The organism is Streptomyces sp. NBC_01431 (genome assembly GCF_036231355.1).
Taxonomy (GTDB): domain Bacteria; phylum Actinomycetota; class Actinomycetes; order Streptomycetales; family Streptomycetaceae; genus Streptomyces.
Genome location: NZ_CP109496.1, coordinates 3336016 through 3350066 on the forward strand (window position 1 = coordinate 3336016; position 14051 = coordinate 3350066).

Genomic DNA, 14051 nt, shown 5'->3' on the forward strand with positions numbered 1-14051 from the left:
TCGAACTTTCGCTCTTGACTTCGGTCAGAACTGGGCCAAGGATCGCGGCCATCGCCTCGTCCCCTCACGTTCAGGAGCCGTTCCGTGAGCCGCAGTTGGACCAGATCGACATGTGCCCTCATCGGCGCCGCCACCGCTCTCACCATGCTCACGGCCTGCGGTGGCGGGGACGGCGCGGCGGGCGACGCGGGCAAGGGCAGCGCCGACAAGCCCGTCACCATCACGTTCTGGGCCTGGCAGAAGGGCACCAAGGACGTGGTGGACGCCTTCAACGCGTCCCACAAGAACATCCGGGTGAAGTTCGAGGAGATCCCCTCCGGCAACGCCGGCGGCTACGCCAAGATCTCCAACGCGGTGAAGGCCGGCAACGCGCCCGACCTCGTCACCGTCGAGTACCCGATGCTCCCGGAGTTCGTCAGCCAGGGCTCCTTCCAGGACATCAGCGAGTACGTCACCGACGACATGAGGAAGCAGTTCCTGCCGCAGTCGATCCAGCAGACCACCCTCGGCGGAAGGAACTGGGCGATCCCCTTCGACGCCGCGCCCCAGGCGTACTTCTACCGCAAGGACTTCTTCGCGAAGAACAACATCGAAGTCCCCAGGACCTGGGCCGAGTTCAAGGCCGCCGCGCAGAAGGCCAAGGCGGCCGACCCCAAGGCGCGGATCGGCACCTTCTTCCCCGACGATCCGACCACCTTCGAGGCGATGGTCTGGCAGGCCGGCGCCCAGTGGTTCAAGGCCGACGGCGACACCTGGAAGCTCAACACCGCCGACGCCGCCACCAACAAGGTCGCCGACTACTGGCAGGGCCTGCTCGACGACAAGCTGGTGCAGAACGCGGTCTCCTTCAGCCCCGAGTGGACGGCCTCCCTCAAGGACGGCTCCACCGTCGGCTACCTCGGCGCCTCCTGGGGCGCGGGCGTCCTGAAGGGCACCCTGCCCGACCAGAGCGGCAAGTGGGCCGTGGCTCCCGTGCCCACCTGGGACGGCAAGCCCGCCAGCGGCATGCTCGGCGGCTCCACCTGGGCCGTGACCAAGGGCAGCACCAAGACCCGGGCCGCCCTGGAGTTCGCCACCTGGATGTCGACCACCGAGGCGGGCATCCAGGCCCGCATCAAGTCCGGTACGTCGAGCGCCTTCCCGGCCGACATCGCGCTGCGCCCCGCCGCCAAGAAGGCCTTCGACGCGAACTTCTACACCGGCGAGGACATCTACCAGCTCTTCGACGCCGCCGGCACCTCGATCAACGCCAACTGGGGCTGGGGTCCGAGCATGGGCACCACCAACACCACGCTCAAGGACCAGTTCGGCAAGGTCTCCGGTGGCTCGGTGAAGATCACCGACGCCATCAGGGCCGCGCACGACGCCACCGTGACCGAGCTGAACAAGCGCGGGCTGAAGGTCGAGGGCTGAGAGCGATGAGCACGAAGGGGCGTCCCGCGGGACCCACCGGGCCGCCGCCCGGCACCCCCGGTGCCCGAATGCCGGGCGGCCCAGGGGGTCATGGCCCTGCCATGGCGAAGGGCGACGCGGCAGACCTACGCGCCGAGGCCCCCGGGCCCGGCCCGGCCCGCGGGACGCCCATCGGTACGCGGGCACGCACCGCCGAGGCACCCCGGCCCGGCCCGGCCCGCCGGACACCCCTCGGGACCCGGGGTCGCCACGGCGCCGCCGCGGGCGTGCTGCTGACCCCGTTCTTCGTCCTGTTCACCGCGGTCACGGTGGTGCCGATCGGTTACGCCCTCTGGCTCAGTCTGTTCACCGAGAAGCAGTCGGGGCTCGGCTTCGGCGGCGTCCGGTCCGTCTTCAGCGGGCTCGACAACTACACGGCGGCGCTGAGTGACCCGGCCTTCCGCGACGGCTTTGGCGTGCTGGCCGGCTACTGCGTCGTCTATATCCCGCTGATGGTCGGGGGCGCCCTCGCGCTCGCGCTGCTGCTCGATTCCACGCTGGCCCGCGCCCGCCGCTTCTTCCAGCTCGCGCTGTTCCTGCCGCACGCCGTGCCCGGCATCATCGCCGCGCTGATCTGGGTGTACCTCTATACCCCCGGACTCAGCCCCGTCGTCAAGGCCATGAACTCCGGCGGCATCGGCTTCAGCTTCTTCTCCTCCAGCGGCACGCTCCCCTCCGTCGTCAACATCGCGCTGTGGGAATGGCTCGGCTACAACATGGTCATCTTCTACGCGGCGCTCCAGGCCATCGACCGCTCCGTACTGGAGGCGGCCACCGTGGACGGGGCGGGCGAGTGGCGCACCGCGTTCGGCATCAAACTCCCGCTGATCCGCGCCTCGTTGGTGATGGTCTGCCTGTTCACCGTCATCGGCTCGCTCCAGCTCTTCACCGAGCCGCTGATCCTCAACCAGGGCGGCAGTTCCACGGTCACCACCACCTGGACGCCCAACATGTACGCCTACACCGCCGCGTTCAGCCGCAACGACTACGGTCTCGCCGCCGCCTCGGCCGTGCTCCTCGCGCTCACCGCGGCGCTGCTCTCCTTCGTCGTCACCCGCCTCACCAACCGGAAGGGCGCCAAGGCATGACCTCCCCGACCGTGGCCGGGCCGAACACCGCCGTGCGCGCCGGGGACGGCTCCCCCTCCCGTACGGGCACGGCCCGCCGGGCCCCCAGCCGCTGGCTGTCGCGGACAGCGGTCAACGGCACGCTGCTGCTCTCCGTGCTCTACACCCTCTTCCCTCTGGTGTGGCTGGTCACGGCCGCCACCAAGGATTCCGGCGGGCTGCTGTCCGGCGAGGCCTTCTCCTTCAAGGGCTTCGACCTCGGCCACAACCTGTCGCAGCTCGCCGCGTACAACGACGGCGTCTACTTCCGCTGGTACCTCAACTCCCTTCTGTACGCGGGCGGCGGGGCCGCCGTCTGCGCGCTGGTCAGCGTCGCCGCGGGGTACGCCTTCGACAAGTACGCCTTCCGCGGCAAGGAGAAGCTGTTCGGCGTGGTGCTGCTCGGGGTGCTCGTGCCCACCACGGCGCTCGCGCTGCCCATGTATCTGCTCGCCAGCAAGGTCGGCCTGGTCAACACGTACTGGTCGGTGCTGATCCCGGTCCTGGTCAACCCGTTCGGCGTCTATCTGTCCCGGGTGTTCAGCGCGAGCTACATCCCCGACGAGGCCCTGGAGGCCGCCCGTATCGACGGGGCGGGCGAGCTGCGCACGTTCTGGTCGATCGGTCTGCGCATGGTGATGCCGGGCTTCGTGACCGTCTTCCTCTTCCAGTTCACCGCGATCTGGAACAACTTCTTCCTCCCCCTGGTCATGCTCAGCGACCAGAAGCTCTTCCCTCTGAGCCTCGGTCTGTACGCGTGGAACAGCAACACCCATGCCGAACCGAGCTACTACCCGCTCGTCGTCACCGGCTCCCTCCTCGCCGTCATCCCCCTGGTCGTCGCCTTCGTCTCCCTCCAGCGGCACTGGAAGGCCGGACTCGCCGCGGGCAGCCTCAAATGACCGGCCCCCGCCCCCCGTTACGCTTGCGCCAGCGCCTCGTGAGGAGCCCGAGTTCAACCATGCCCCACGCCACTGACAACCGGCCCACGCTGCTTCTCGCGATGGGCCCCGGCATCGCGGACCGCCTCCTTGCCGACCGGCACCGCGCCCGGCTGGCGGACCTCGCCCGCACCGACCCGTACCTCGTCGCGCACGACCTCGCCGCTCCGGCCCCGCCCGTCGCCGCCGCCCTCGCCACGGCCGAGGTCCTGCTCACCTGCTGGGGCGCGCCCCCGCTCACCGCGGCCGTCCTCGACACGGCCCCCAAGCTGCGCGCGGTCGTCCACGCGGCGGGCTCGGTCAAGCACCACATCACGGACGCCTGCTGGGAGCGCGGCATCGCGGTGACGTCCGCGGCGGCGGCGAACGCGCTGCCGGTCGCCGAGTACACGCTGGCCGCGATCCTCTTCGCGGGCAAGAACGTCCTCGCCGCGGCCCGGAACTACGCCGCGCTGCGCACCACTCCCCCGTGGCCGATCGGGACCGGCGCCACCGGCAACTACCGCCGCACGGTCGGCCTGGTCGGCGCCTCCCGCATCGGCCGCCGGGTGATCGAGCTGCTGCGCCCCTTCGATTTCGAGGTCCTGCTGTACGACCCGTACGTCAGCGCCGCCGAAGCGGCCTCCCTCGGCGTCGAGCCGGTTTCGCTCGACGTCCTCTGCGCCCGCTCGGACATCGTCTCCGTGCACGCGCCGCAGCTGCCCGACACGTACCGCATGATCGGCGCGCGCCAGCTGGCCCTGATGCCGGCGGGTGCCACCCTGATCAACACCGCGCGCGGCTCCCTGGTGGACGAGGCCGCCCTGCTCGGCGAGCTGCTCACGGGCCGCCTGCACGCGGTCCTGGACGTCACCGACCCCGAACTCCCGCCCCGCGAGAGCCCGTTGTACGACCTGCCCAACGTGCTGCTCACCCCGCACATCGCGGGCTCGCTCGGCAACGAGCTGCACCGGATGGCGGACCGGGCGCTGGACGAGGTGGAGCGGTTCGCGGCCGGGGTGCCGTTCGCGGACCCCGTACTCCCGGCGACTCTGCGCCACTCGGCGTGAGCCGTCGCCCCTGCGCGCAAATGGGTCAAATCTCATTAAAATGGATGTGTCCCGCCCACATCCAGTCGGGAGGAGTCATGACTTTCACGCAGGTAATCGACTTCAAAACCCAGCGGTTCAGTGACCTGGACCAGCTCATGGACCGGTGGATCGCACAGACCAAGGGCAGGCGGACCGCCTCGCACAGCCTCATAGGCAAGGACCGCTCCGACGGGTCCCACTACATCGAGATCATCGAATTCCCCTCGTACGAGGAGGCGATGGCGAACTCGAACCTCCCCGAGACCAACCGGATCTTCGAGGAGATGGTGGCGCTCTGCGACGACATGCCCACCTTCATGGACCTGGATGTGGTGCGCAACGACCAGTTGAACGCTACAACAGCTCGCCGGTTCTTCCACGAGATCGCCTCGGGCGGCAACCTCGACGCCATCGGCGAGGTGTTCGCGGACGACTACGCCGACCACGACATCCTCAAGGAGCAGGACACGGTCGTCGGCTCCGACAAGATCCGCAACGACGTCGCCGGATGGCGGTCGGCCTTCGACTTCGCCTTCGAACTCGACCGGCAGATCTGCGAGGGCGACGACGTGGTGACGCTGTGGACCTTGAACGGCACCCACACGGGCGACTTCAGGGGCGTCCCGGCCACCGGCAAGCAGGTCAGCATGACCGGCACCACGATCTTCCGGTTCAAGAACGACAGGATCCAGGAAGGCTGGTGGCACTACGACGCCATGAAGCTGATGCGGCAGTTGGGCATCGGGGGCTGAGGCGCCGACACCTCCCGGAAACGGGGAAGGCCCCCGCCCCGCCGATGGCGGGAGCGGGGGCCTTCACGCGTGGTGCGGGGCCGTCAGTGGCTGTGGCCGTGACCGTGGCCGTGACCGGCCTCGGGCTCCTCCTCGGCCGGCTTCTCGACGACCAGGGTCTCGGTCGTGAGCAGCAGGGAGGCGATGGAGGCGGCGTTCTCCAGGGCGGAGCGGGTGACCTTGACCGGGTCGATGACGCCGGCCTTGACCAGGTCGCCGTACTCACCGGTCGCGGCGTTGAAGCCGAAGCCCTTGTCCAGCTCGCTCACCTTGGAGGTGATGACGTAGCCCTCAAGACCGGCGTTCTCGGCGATCCAGCGCAGCGGCTCGACGACGGCGCGGCGCACGACGGCGACACCGGTGGCCTCGTCGCCGGTCTTGTCGAGGTTGCCCTCCAGGACCTTGGCGGCGTGCACCAGGGCGGAGCCACCACCGGAGACGATGCCCTCCTCGACCGCGGCGCGGGTCGCGGAGATGGCGTCCTCCAGACGGTGCTTGCGCTCCTTGAGCTCGACCTCGGTGGCGGCGCCGACCTTGATCACGCACACGCCGCCGGCCAGCTTCGCGAGGCGCTCCTGGAGCTTCTCGCGGTCCCAGTCGGAGTCCGTGGACTCGATCTCGGCCTTGATCTGGGCGATGCGGCCCTCGACGTCACCGGAGTTGCCGCCACCGTCGACGATGGTGGTGTCGTCCTTGGTGACGGTCACGCGACGGGCGCTGCCGAGCACCTCAAGACCGGCCTGGTCCAGCTTGAGGCCGACCTCTTCGGCGATGACGGTGGCACCGGTGAGGGTGGCCATGTCCTGGAGCATCGCCTTGCGACGGTCGCCGAAGCCGGGAGCCTTGACGGCCACGGCGTTGAACGTGCCGCGGATCTTGTTGACGACCAGGGTGGAGAGCGCCTCGCCCTCGACGTCCTCGGCGATGATCAGGAGCGGCTTGGAGGAGCCGGCCTGGATGACCTTCTCCAGGAGCGGCAGCAGGTCCTGGATCGAGGAGATCTTGCCCTGGTTGATCAGGATGTACGGGTCGTCGAGGACGGCCTCCATACGCTCCTGGTCGGTGACCATGTAGTGCGACAGGTAGCCCTTGTCGAAGGCCATGCCCTCGGTGAACTCGAGCTCCACACCGAAGGTGTTGGACTCCTCGACGGTGATGACACCGTCCTTGCCGACCTTGTCCATGGCCTCGGCGATGAGCTCGCCGATCTGCTTGTCCTGGGCGGACAGCGCGGCGACGGCGGCGATGTCGGTCTTGTCCTCGATCGGACGGGCGGTCGCGAGGAGCTCCTCGGACACGGCCTTGACCGCGGCGTCGATGCCCTTCTTCAGGGCGGCCGGGGAGGCGCCGGCGGCGACGTTGCGCAGACCCTCGCGCACCAGCGCCTGGGCCAGCACGGTCGCGGTGGTGGTGCCGTCACCCGCGATGTCGTTGGTCTTGGTCGCCACCTCCTTGACGAGCTGGGCGCCCAGGTTCTCGTACGGGTCGTCGAGCTCGACCTCGCGCGCGATGGTGACACCGTCGTTGGTGATGGTGGGAGCGCCGAACTTCTTGTCGATGACGACGTTGCGGCCCTTGGGGCCGATCGTCACCTTCACCGTGTCGGCAAGCTTGTTGACGCCGCGCTCAAGGGCGCGACGGGCGTCCTCGTCGAACTTCAGGATCTTCGCCATGGGAGCGGTTCAGCCCTCTCGGAAAACTCGGGTTAACGAAACTGCGCCCCTCGCCGCCCGGCAATCAGCGGGGTGACCAGGGGCGCAGACTCAAAGCATTCGCTTCGAGGTGAATTACTTCTCGATGATCGCGAGCACGTCGCGAGCCGAGAGGACGAGGTACTCGTCGCCGTTGTACTTCACCTCGGTGCCGCCGTACTTGCTGTACAGCACGATGTCGCCGACCTTGACGTCGAGCGGCAGACGCTCGCCGTTCTCGAAGCGGCCCGGACCAACGGCCAGGACGACGCCCTCCTGGGGCTTCTCCTTGGCGGTGTCCGGAATGACCAGGCCGGAGGCCGTGGTCTGCTCGGCGTCGAGCGGCTGGACCACAATGCGGTCCTCGAGCGGCTTGATGGCAACCTTGGAGCTGGTGGTCGTCACGATCCGGTCTCCCCCTTCGGAGATCTCACGGGGTTAACTGTTTGGGTGGCGACCAGGTGGATCCGTCGTCGCGGGTGCCGGACCTGCCCGTCGCTGTGTTGGCACTCTCCAGTGGGGAGTGCCAGAAGCGAGACTAGGACGGCGATTAGCACTCGGTCAAGCGGAGTGCCAATCTCGCACCGACGCGGCGGATTCCGCGGGGCTGTGTGACGGCCCGCCAAGCGCCCCCGGACAGCCCACCGGCCGCGGTCCGCCCTCCCAGGGGCGGCCCGCGGCCGGTGCGCGCGGTTCATGCCGGATCCCCGGCTCCGGTCATACGTAGTCCTCCAGCCGGGCTACCGCGTACCCCTTGTCGGTGATCACCTTCATCACCTGCCGGACCATGTCGCCCATGGTGCCGTTCCAGTCCTGGGGTCCGCGGAAGTGGGTGAGGATGATGTCGCCGGGGTGCAGGTCGCGGTCCCACTCGCGCCATTCCATGTGATCGGTGAAGGCCTCCTCCGCCCACAGCGGCGCGGCCTTGATCCCGCACGACTGGGCGGCCTTGAGGGTGTCCTCGTTGTAGTTGCCGTACGGCGGCCGGAACAGCTTGGGCCGCTCACCCGCCCACTGGCCGATCTTGTCCTGCTGGTCGCAGATCTCGTGCCGCTGCTCGTCGTAGGAGAGCGCGGGCATGTAGCGGTGGTTGAGGGTGTGGTTGTTGAGCGTGACCCCGAGGCTCTGCATCTTCTTGAAGTACGCGTGGTTGTCCTTGACGAGGTAGTCGCTGAGGAACGCCGTGTACGGGATGCGGAGTTCCTGCATCATCTTCAGGAACTGGGGGTCCTTGTCCGCGCCGTCGTCGATCGTCAGGAAGACGATCTTGTCCTTGGTCGGCACGGTGGTGAAGACGGGCGGCAGCGAGTCTCCCCCGTCGGTCTCGAACCCCGGTCGGTTGGTGATCCTCGGCTTGACGGCGGGCGCCGGGGGCGCGAGCAGCGGCGGCTTGGCGAGCCCCCACTTCTTGACCGCCGCGAGCCGGGCGGCCTCGGCGTGTTTGAGCTGCTCGGAGTATCCGGTGAGGGAGCCGGCCGGCCCCTTGGCGGCCGGGGCGCCGTGCTGACCGGTTCCGGCGTCGTCGGCGGCGCACCCGGAGGCGAGCAGGGCGGCGGCGAGCGCCGCGGCGGCCCAGACGGCCTTGGTGAGTGATGTTCGGGATTTCCCCTTTTGTCCTACTAGCTGCATGGCGCCGCATCCTGTCAGGACCGCGCCGCGCGAGCCGCACGACACCGCCACCACGGGCGCACCGTCGCCCGCCTGGCCCACAGCGGCCCGGCGACTGGACGACAATGGCGGGGTGAACGACCTCGACACCTTCTCCCTCCTGCTGACCGGCGAAGGCCGCGCCCTGCTCGCCTCACTGCGGGAGTACGACCCGTCCCAGGAGCTGGCGGTGGCCACCCGGCTGCGCCGCGAGCACGACGCGGACCTGGTGTCGGCGGCGCTCGGGCAGGCGCGGCTGCGGCAGCGGGCGGTGGCGAAGTTCGGTGCCGAGGACGCGCACCGGATGTTCTTCACCCCGAACGGCGTCGAGCAGTCGACCCGCGCCTCGGTCGCCGCCCATCGCGCGCGGGTGTTCGCCTCGCGCGGCGTACGCGGTGTCGCGGACCTGTGCTGCGGCATCGGCGGGGACGCCCTCGCGCTCGCGCGCGCCGGGATCCGTGTCCTCGCGGTCGACCGCGACCCGCTGACGGCGGCCGTCGCCCGCGCCAACGCTCAGGCGCTGGGCCTCGCGGACCTGATCGAGGTGCGCTGCGCGGATGTGACCGACATCGACACGAGCCCGTACGACGCCGTGTTCGTGGACCCGGCGCGGCGGGGCGGCAGACAGGGCGGGGCCGCGCGAAGCGCGTCGGTGAGGGGCGGTGGTCGGGCGACGGGCGGGCGGATCTTCGACCCCGAGGCGTACTCCCCGCCGCTCTCGTGGGCCGTCACGGCGGCCCTGAAGGCGCCGTTCGCCGCCCTGAAGATCGCCCCCGGCATCCCGCACGAGGCGATCCCGCCGCAGGCCGAGGCGGAGTGGATCTCGGACGGGGGCGACGTGAAGGAAGCGGTGCTGTGGTTCGGCACCGGCGTGGCCCCGGGCGCGGTCCGCGCCACCCTGCTGCCCTCGGCCGCCGCCCTGTCGGCGCCCGCCCCGCTCGCCGCCCCGCCGGTGGGCCCGGTCGGCCGCTATCTGTACGAGCCGGACGGCGCCGTCATCCGCGCCCATCTGGTCGCCGAGATCGTCCGGCGGTGCGGCGGTCGGCTGATCGACGAGACGATCGCGTACGTCACGAGCGACGAGCCGTACGCGTCGCCGTACACCTCGGCGTACGAGATCACCGATCAACTCCCGTTCAACATGAAGAAGTTGAAGGCCCTGCTGCGCGAGCGCGAGGTGGGTGTCCTGACGGTGAAGAAGCGCGGCTCGGCCGTGGAGCCGGAGGAGGTCCGCCGCAAGGTGAAGCCCCAGGGCCCGAATTCGGCCACGGTCTTCCTGACCCGGGTGGCGGGCGCCCCGACGATGCTGATCGGAAGGCCGGTACCACGCCCGTAGCCGACCGCGCCCCTGGGGCTCGGCGCGGGGAACCGCGCAAAACGCCGCGGCCGCCCGAACCGACGAACGCGCCCCGCGCAGCGCCTAGTTGAGGTCGGTCAGCTCGTCCGCGTACACCTGGGAGAGCGGCTGAGGACCCACGTACTGCTGGCAGTTGCACTGGGCTGATTCGAAGCGCAGCGGCTTCTTGTTCTCGTCCCAGGCGACCGGGACCTCGACCCGCTCGTGGCACTTGCCCTGCTTGTCGTGCTTGGCGAGGTGATGGGTGCAGCCGCAGACCGGCTCGGGCGCCTTGTTGGCGGCTTCGAGGGCGAGCCGCTCCTGCTTGGCCGCCTCCAGGCGCTCCATCTTGCGCTCGTGCCGGGTGCGCAGCGCCGTGCGGGCGTTGTCTATCGCCCAGCCGAAGCCGCCCATCCAGAAGACGACCAGAATCCACCAGTACCAGGCCATGTCGGCCGTCCTTCCCCCGGTTGTGTCACCGCCGGTCCGCGGCGACATCCCCAGGATAGGACGCGGTTCAGCGGCGTACACCGCGGGCCAGGGAGCGCAGCACCCAGCGCCGGTGCGCGGCGGCCTTCACCACGCCGATCAGTCCGGTCAGCCAGCAGATGAGGCCGAGACCCATGCCGTAGACGACGACGGCGTAGGTGTCGTGGCGCGGGTCGGCGCTCGCGGGCAGCACCAGACAGACGACGAGGCCGACCCCGCACAGCACGGTCGAGGGCAGCAGCCAGGCCAGGTTCAGGCCGGGCCTGCGCAGGTTGCGGTCGAGCACCGGGTCGCGGTCCAACTCGCCCCACTGGCACAGTAGTTCATGGATCCGGCGGTCCTTGCGCAGCCCGAACCCGACGGCCAGGCCGGTGGGTATCATCACCGAGAGTCCGAGCACCAGGAGTACTCCGCCGACGATCGCGGTGAGGACGTCGGTGAGGGAGGTGAGCGCCGCGCCGACCAGCGACCAGCCGAGCGCGAAGAGCGCCGCCCACAGCCAGAGCAGCCCGAGCCGCCCGGCCCCCAAGTACGCCTTGACCAGGGCGTCCAGGACCTGCGCCCGGTCGGCGAGCAGCGCGTTGCGGTCGCGCCAGGCGCGTATCTCGACCGGAGGCGGGGGCGGCGGAAGCGGCGAACGGGACGACATGCGGCAGAGATTAGCGGTGCCGCGAAGGGCCCCGCCGCGCAGCCTCGGTCCCGGCCGGACCCGATGGCTGGGATCGTCCGTCGGCGGCCCCGACGGCACGGTGGTCCGCTCGCCGGCCCCTCACCCCTGTTCGAGCGGGTTGGCCGCGACGCGCTCCGGCCAGCCGCCCGCGACCAGCGTGGCCGCCACGCACGCCGGCTTGCGTGCGGCCTGCTCGCGGAAGAGGGCGACGAAGGCGGCGCCGAACCCGGCCCTCGGGTGGTGGTGCAGCAGCTCCGCCCGGAACTCCGGGTCGAAGGCGCCGAGTCCGCCGCCGGAGACGTCGGCGGTCGTGCCGATCTGGAGGAGGTGGCTCTCCACGTCCTGCTCCGCGGACACGTCGTCCCGCATGTGCAGCACGATGATCTCGGCCGCCCGGTCCCGCCGCGCCGCGTCCCAGCCGAGCCCCGCCGTGAAGACCCGGGCGAGATGACCGCCGGCCTCCTCGAAGGGCAGGGCGTGACTGTCGAAGGGCGGGGTCAGCGCGAGGTCGTGCAGGAGCGCGGAGACGTAGAACAGCTCGGCGTCGAAGGCGAGTTGGCGCTCCTTGGCATAGGCGGCGCCGAAGACGTACGACCGCATGGAGTGGTGGTACAGCGCCTCGTCGGCGTACTCGGCGCACACCGTCCGCGCGGCCTCGGCAGCCCGTCCGCCGGGCATCTCCACCCCGGCGACCCACGCACTGGTCCTGCTCATGATCCCCTCCCCGCGCGGGCCGGCTGCCCGCGGCGCCCTCAGGGTAGGACGTGGGCCGGGCCCCGGCGCGTTCAGGCGTCCCGCATCGCCTGGACGTCCAGCTTCTTCATGCCCATGACGGCCGCCATGACCCGATCGGTCTTCTCCTGGTCCCGGCCGAGCAGCTCGGGCAGCTCGGCGGGGACGACCTGCCAGCTGAGCCCGTACTTGTCCTTCAGCCAGCCGCACGGCCCCTCTTCGCCGCCCTCGGACAGCAGCGCCCAGAACCGGTCGATCTCCTCCTGGCCCTCGCAGGCCACCGCGAGCGAGACCGCCTCGGTGAAGGAGAACTGCGGGCCGCCGTTGAGCGCGATGAAGTGCTGGCCGGCGAGCTCGAAGTCGACCGTCATGACCGAGCCGGTCTCACCGGGGGCCGACGCGGTGTAGCGGGTGATCCCCACGATGCGCGAGTCGCCGCCGAAGATGGCGACGTAGTGGTTGGCGGCCTCCTCGGCCTGGGTGTCGAACCAGAGGAAGGGGGTGATCTTCTGGGTGATCTTCGCGGTCATCGTCGGCCTCCTTGCCGTTGCCGCCCGGTGCGGGCGGCATCGACAGGTGGACCGGAACCGCGCGCGGAACTCATCGCCGTGCGGCCCGGGAGCCCCGCCTCCTCGCTGCGGCCCGGCCGTCCCAGCAGATCACCACGGCTGGCGGGCGGCAACATTTCCCGCGGAGTCGGGGGCCGGGGGCCGGGCCGGGAGCCAGGGAGCCGGGGAACTGGGACCGGGAAGCCAGGCCCCGGCCCCGGCCGCTCCGGCGGGCGGAGGTCAGCCCTCGGCGATCTCCCGCACCTCCGAGGTGACGTCCCACTCCACCTCGTGGATCTGCACGAACCGCCTCGCCCACTCCACGGCCTCCGCCTGATCCTTGGCCTGGATGATCGCGTAACCGCCCACGACCTCCTTGGACTCGGTGAACGGACCGTCGGTGACCGCGAGCCCGTCGGCGTTCCAGCGGACCCGGGTGCCCTCGGCGGACGGCCTGAGGCCCGCGGTGTCGAGGAGGACACCGGCCTTGGTCATCTCGCCGATCAGTTCGCCCATCCGCTCCATGAGCTCGGGGCTGGGGCCGCCCGCGGGGGCGTTGTTCTCGTCGATGCGGACCATCGTCAGGTAGCGCGGCATGGCCGTCTCCGTTCTGTGCGTGGTGCGTGCGGTGCGGGGACCGTTCCCCGCCTCTCACTCATACGTCGAACGGGGGCCGCCGCGATCGACACCACCCGGGAAATCCGCCCAAGATTCTTTCGCGCGCCCGTCGGGCCCGACAGACCCGGACACCGCTCAGACGTAGTCCTCCAGGCGGGCCACCGTGAAGCCCTGCTCCTGGATGTGGCGGAGCATGTTGGCCGTCATCTCCGTCATGGAGGTGCCCTTGAGCTCCTTGGGGCCGCGGAAGTGCGCCAGGATGATGTCGCCCGGGTGCAGCTTCTTGTCGCCGCGCTGGTACTGCATGTTGGTTATCTGCATCGTTTCGCGCCACAACACGATCGCCTGGAGATCGCAGGCCTTGGCCGCCGTCCGGGTGTTCTCGTTCCAGTTGCCGTACGGGGGCCGGAACAGCCGGGGCACCTTGCCGTACTCCTTGCCCAGCTTCTGCTCCTGGGTGCATATCTCGTTCTTCTGCGCGGCCGCGCCGAGCGTGCGCAGGTTGGGGTGCGAGAGCGTGTGGTTCTCGATGGAGTTGCCGAGCTCCTGGAGCGGCTTGAAGTAGCCGTAGTCGCTGCGGATGATGTCGTCGGTCAGGAACATCGTGAAGGGGACCTTCAGGTCCCGCATCATCTCGACGAACTTGGGGTCCTTCTCGGCCCCGTCGTCGAACGTCACGAAGACGATCTTGTCCTTGGTGGGGATGTCGCTCACCACCGGCACCTCGCCGGGCTTCGCCTTCACCGGCTTCTCGGCCGGCGGCGCGGGCGGTGCGGCGAACGGCTTGAGCCCCCACTTGCTGTACGCGGCCGCGCCGTCGGCCCCGTCGGCGCCCGGGGACGCGGACGGCTTGCCGCCGACCTGACCGGACGGGGCGGACGCGGACGGCGCGCTGCCCGAGCCACCGCCGGACGAGCAGCCCGCGACCATCAGAAGCCCGAACAGAGCCGCACCGACCGC

The 14051-nt window shown here is 70.1% G+C and carries 15 protein-coding genes; 6 read left to right on the forward strand and 9 right to left on the reverse strand.

Annotated features, from left to right (window positions below; translation table 11 throughout):
* Positions 1 to 84: 84 nt before the first annotated feature.
* The 5 genes from OG522_RS15165 (at position 85) to OG522_RS15185 (ending at position 5321) form a co-directional block, all read left to right on the forward strand.
* A complete protein-coding gene (locus OG522_RS15165) occupies positions 85 to 1413 on the forward strand; it encodes an ABC transporter substrate-binding protein (RefSeq protein ID WP_329463525.1) in 1329 nt (442 codons plus the stop codon).
* A 101-nt stretch (positions 1414 to 1514) separates the two neighbouring features.
* Positions 1515 to 2540, forward strand: a complete 1026-nt coding sequence (locus OG522_RS15170; RefSeq protein ID WP_329463526.1) for a carbohydrate ABC transporter permease — start codon at positions 1515 to 1517, stop codon at positions 2538 to 2540.
* Entirely contained in the window at positions 2537 to 3460 is a 924-nt protein-coding gene (locus OG522_RS15175; RefSeq protein ID WP_329463527.1) for a carbohydrate ABC transporter permease, read from the forward strand. The genes OG522_RS15170 and OG522_RS15175 overlap by 4 nt, the downstream gene beginning before the upstream one ends.
* Positions 3461 to 3519: 59 nt before the next feature.
* Positions 3520 to 4548 (forward strand): hydroxyacid dehydrogenase, encoded by a 1029-nt coding sequence (locus tag OG522_RS15180; RefSeq protein ID WP_329463528.1) that lies wholly within the window; start codon positions 3520 to 3522, stop codon positions 4546 to 4548.
* A 77-nt stretch (positions 4549 to 4625) separates the two neighbouring features.
* Positions 4626 to 5321 carry an ester cyclase gene (locus OG522_RS15185; protein WP_329463529.1) on the forward strand — a complete coding sequence of 232 codons (696 nt, stop codon included), beginning with the start codon at positions 4626 to 4628 and terminating at the stop codon, positions 5319 to 5321.
* A gap of 83 nt (positions 5322 to 5404) precedes the next feature.
* On the opposite strand, the gene groL is transcribed toward OG522_RS15185, so the two are convergent.
* The 3 genes from groL to OG522_RS15200 form a co-directional block, all read right to left on the reverse strand.
* A complete protein-coding gene (groL, locus tag OG522_RS15190) occupies positions 5405 to 7033 on the reverse strand; it encodes a chaperonin GroEL (protein ID WP_329463530.1) in 1629 nt (542 codons plus the stop codon).
* Between the two features lie 114 nt (positions 7034 to 7147).
* Complete coding sequence (gene groES, locus OG522_RS15195; RefSeq protein WP_329463531.1) at positions 7148 to 7456, reverse strand: co-chaperone GroES; 309 nt, start codon at positions 7454 to 7456, stop codon at positions 7148 to 7150.
* Positions 7457 to 7768: 312 nt separating this feature from the next.
* Entirely contained in the window at positions 7769 to 8680 is a 912-nt protein-coding gene (locus OG522_RS15200) for a polysaccharide deacetylase family protein (RefSeq protein WP_329463532.1), read from the reverse strand.
* Here OG522_RS15200 and OG522_RS15205 point away from each other — a divergent pair.
* Complete coding sequence (locus OG522_RS15205; protein WP_443074705.1) at positions 8679 to 10034, forward strand: class I SAM-dependent methyltransferase; 1356 nt, start codon at positions 8679 to 8681, stop codon at positions 10032 to 10034. The two genes, OG522_RS15200 and OG522_RS15205, sit on opposite strands and share 2 nt — an antisense overlap.
* A gap of 84 nt (positions 10035 to 10118) precedes the next feature.
* On the opposite strand, the gene OG522_RS15210 is transcribed toward OG522_RS15205, so the two are convergent.
* From OG522_RS15210 to OG522_RS15235, 6 genes are all read right to left on the reverse strand, one after another.
* Entirely contained in the window at positions 10119 to 10484 is a 366-nt protein-coding gene (locus tag OG522_RS15210; RefSeq protein ID WP_329463533.1) for a hypothetical protein, read from the reverse strand.
* Positions 10485 to 10551: 67 nt separating this feature from the next.
* Entirely contained in the window at positions 10552 to 11172 is a 621-nt protein-coding gene (locus OG522_RS15215; RefSeq protein WP_329463534.1) for a hypothetical protein, read from the reverse strand.
* A 120-nt stretch (positions 11173 to 11292) separates the two neighbouring features.
* Positions 11293 to 11907 (reverse strand): HD domain-containing protein, encoded by a 615-nt coding sequence (locus OG522_RS15220; RefSeq protein WP_329463535.1) that lies wholly within the window; start codon positions 11905 to 11907, stop codon positions 11293 to 11295.
* 71 nt (positions 11908 to 11978) lie between these two features.
* Positions 11979 to 12455: a VOC family protein gene (locus tag OG522_RS15225; protein WP_329463536.1), complete on the reverse strand. Its 477-nt coding sequence runs from the start codon at positions 12453 to 12455 to the stop codon at positions 11979 to 11981.
* A gap of 258 nt (positions 12456 to 12713) precedes the next feature.
* Positions 12714 to 13070, reverse strand: a complete 357-nt coding sequence (locus OG522_RS15230; protein ID WP_329463537.1) for a YciI family protein — start codon at positions 13068 to 13070, stop codon at positions 12714 to 12716.
* Positions 13071 to 13226: 156 nt separating this feature from the next.
* Positions 13227 to 14021, reverse strand: a complete 795-nt coding sequence (locus OG522_RS15235; protein ID WP_329467598.1) for a polysaccharide deacetylase family protein — start codon at positions 14019 to 14021, stop codon at positions 13227 to 13229.
* Positions 14022 to 14051 lie beyond the last annotated feature (30 nt).

What these genes read in the sequence shown, in the direction of transcription:
- OG522_RS15230 (WP_329463537.1), bottom strand. Translation starts at nt 13,070, where the DNA reads ATGCCGCGCTACCTGACGATGGTCCGCATCGACGAGAACAACGCCCCC.
- OG522_RS15185 (WP_329463529.1), top strand. Translation starts at nt 4,626, where the DNA reads ATGACTTTCACGCAGGTAATCGACTTCAAAACCCAGCGGTTCAGTGAC.
- OG522_RS15235 (WP_329467598.1), bottom strand. Translation starts at nt 14,021, where the DNA reads ATGGTCGCGGGCTGCTCGTCCGGCGGTGGCTCGGGCAGCGCGCCGTCC.
- OG522_RS15170 (WP_329463526.1), top strand. Translation starts at nt 1,515, where the DNA reads ATGGCGAAGGGCGACGCGGCAGACCTACGCGCCGAGGCCCCCGGGCCC.
- OG522_RS15180 (WP_329463528.1), top strand. Translation starts at nt 3,520, where the DNA reads ATGCCCCACGCCACTGACAACCGGCCCACGCTGCTTCTCGCGATGGGC.
- OG522_RS15215 (WP_329463534.1), bottom strand. Translation starts at nt 11,172, where the DNA reads ATGTCGTCCCGTTCGCCGCTTCCGCCGCCCCCGCCTCCGGTCGAGATA.
- OG522_RS15210 (WP_329463533.1), bottom strand. Translation starts at nt 10,484, where the DNA reads ATGGCCTGGTACTGGTGGATTCTGGTCGTCTTCTGGATGGGCGGCTTC.
- OG522_RS15220 (WP_329463535.1), bottom strand. Translation starts at nt 11,907, where the DNA reads ATGAGCAGGACCAGTGCGTGGGTCGCCGGGGTGGAGATGCCCGGCGGA.
- OG522_RS15175 (WP_329463527.1), top strand. Translation starts at nt 2,537, where the DNA reads ATGACCTCCCCGACCGTGGCCGGGCCGAACACCGCCGTGCGCGCCGGG.
- groL (WP_329463530.1), bottom strand. Translation starts at nt 7,033, where the DNA reads ATGGCGAAGATCCTGAAGTTCGACGAGGACGCCCGTCGCGCCCTTGAG.
- OG522_RS15200 (WP_329463532.1), bottom strand. Translation starts at nt 8,680, where the DNA reads ATGCAGCTAGTAGGACAAAAGGGGAAATCCCGAACATCACTCACCAAG.
- OG522_RS15205 (WP_443074705.1), top strand. Translation starts at nt 8,679, where the DNA reads ATGGCGCCGCATCCTGTCAGGACCGCGCCGCGCGAGCCGCACGACACC.
- OG522_RS15225 (WP_329463536.1), bottom strand. Translation starts at nt 12,455, where the DNA reads ATGACCGCGAAGATCACCCAGAAGATCACCCCCTTCCTCTGGTTCGAC.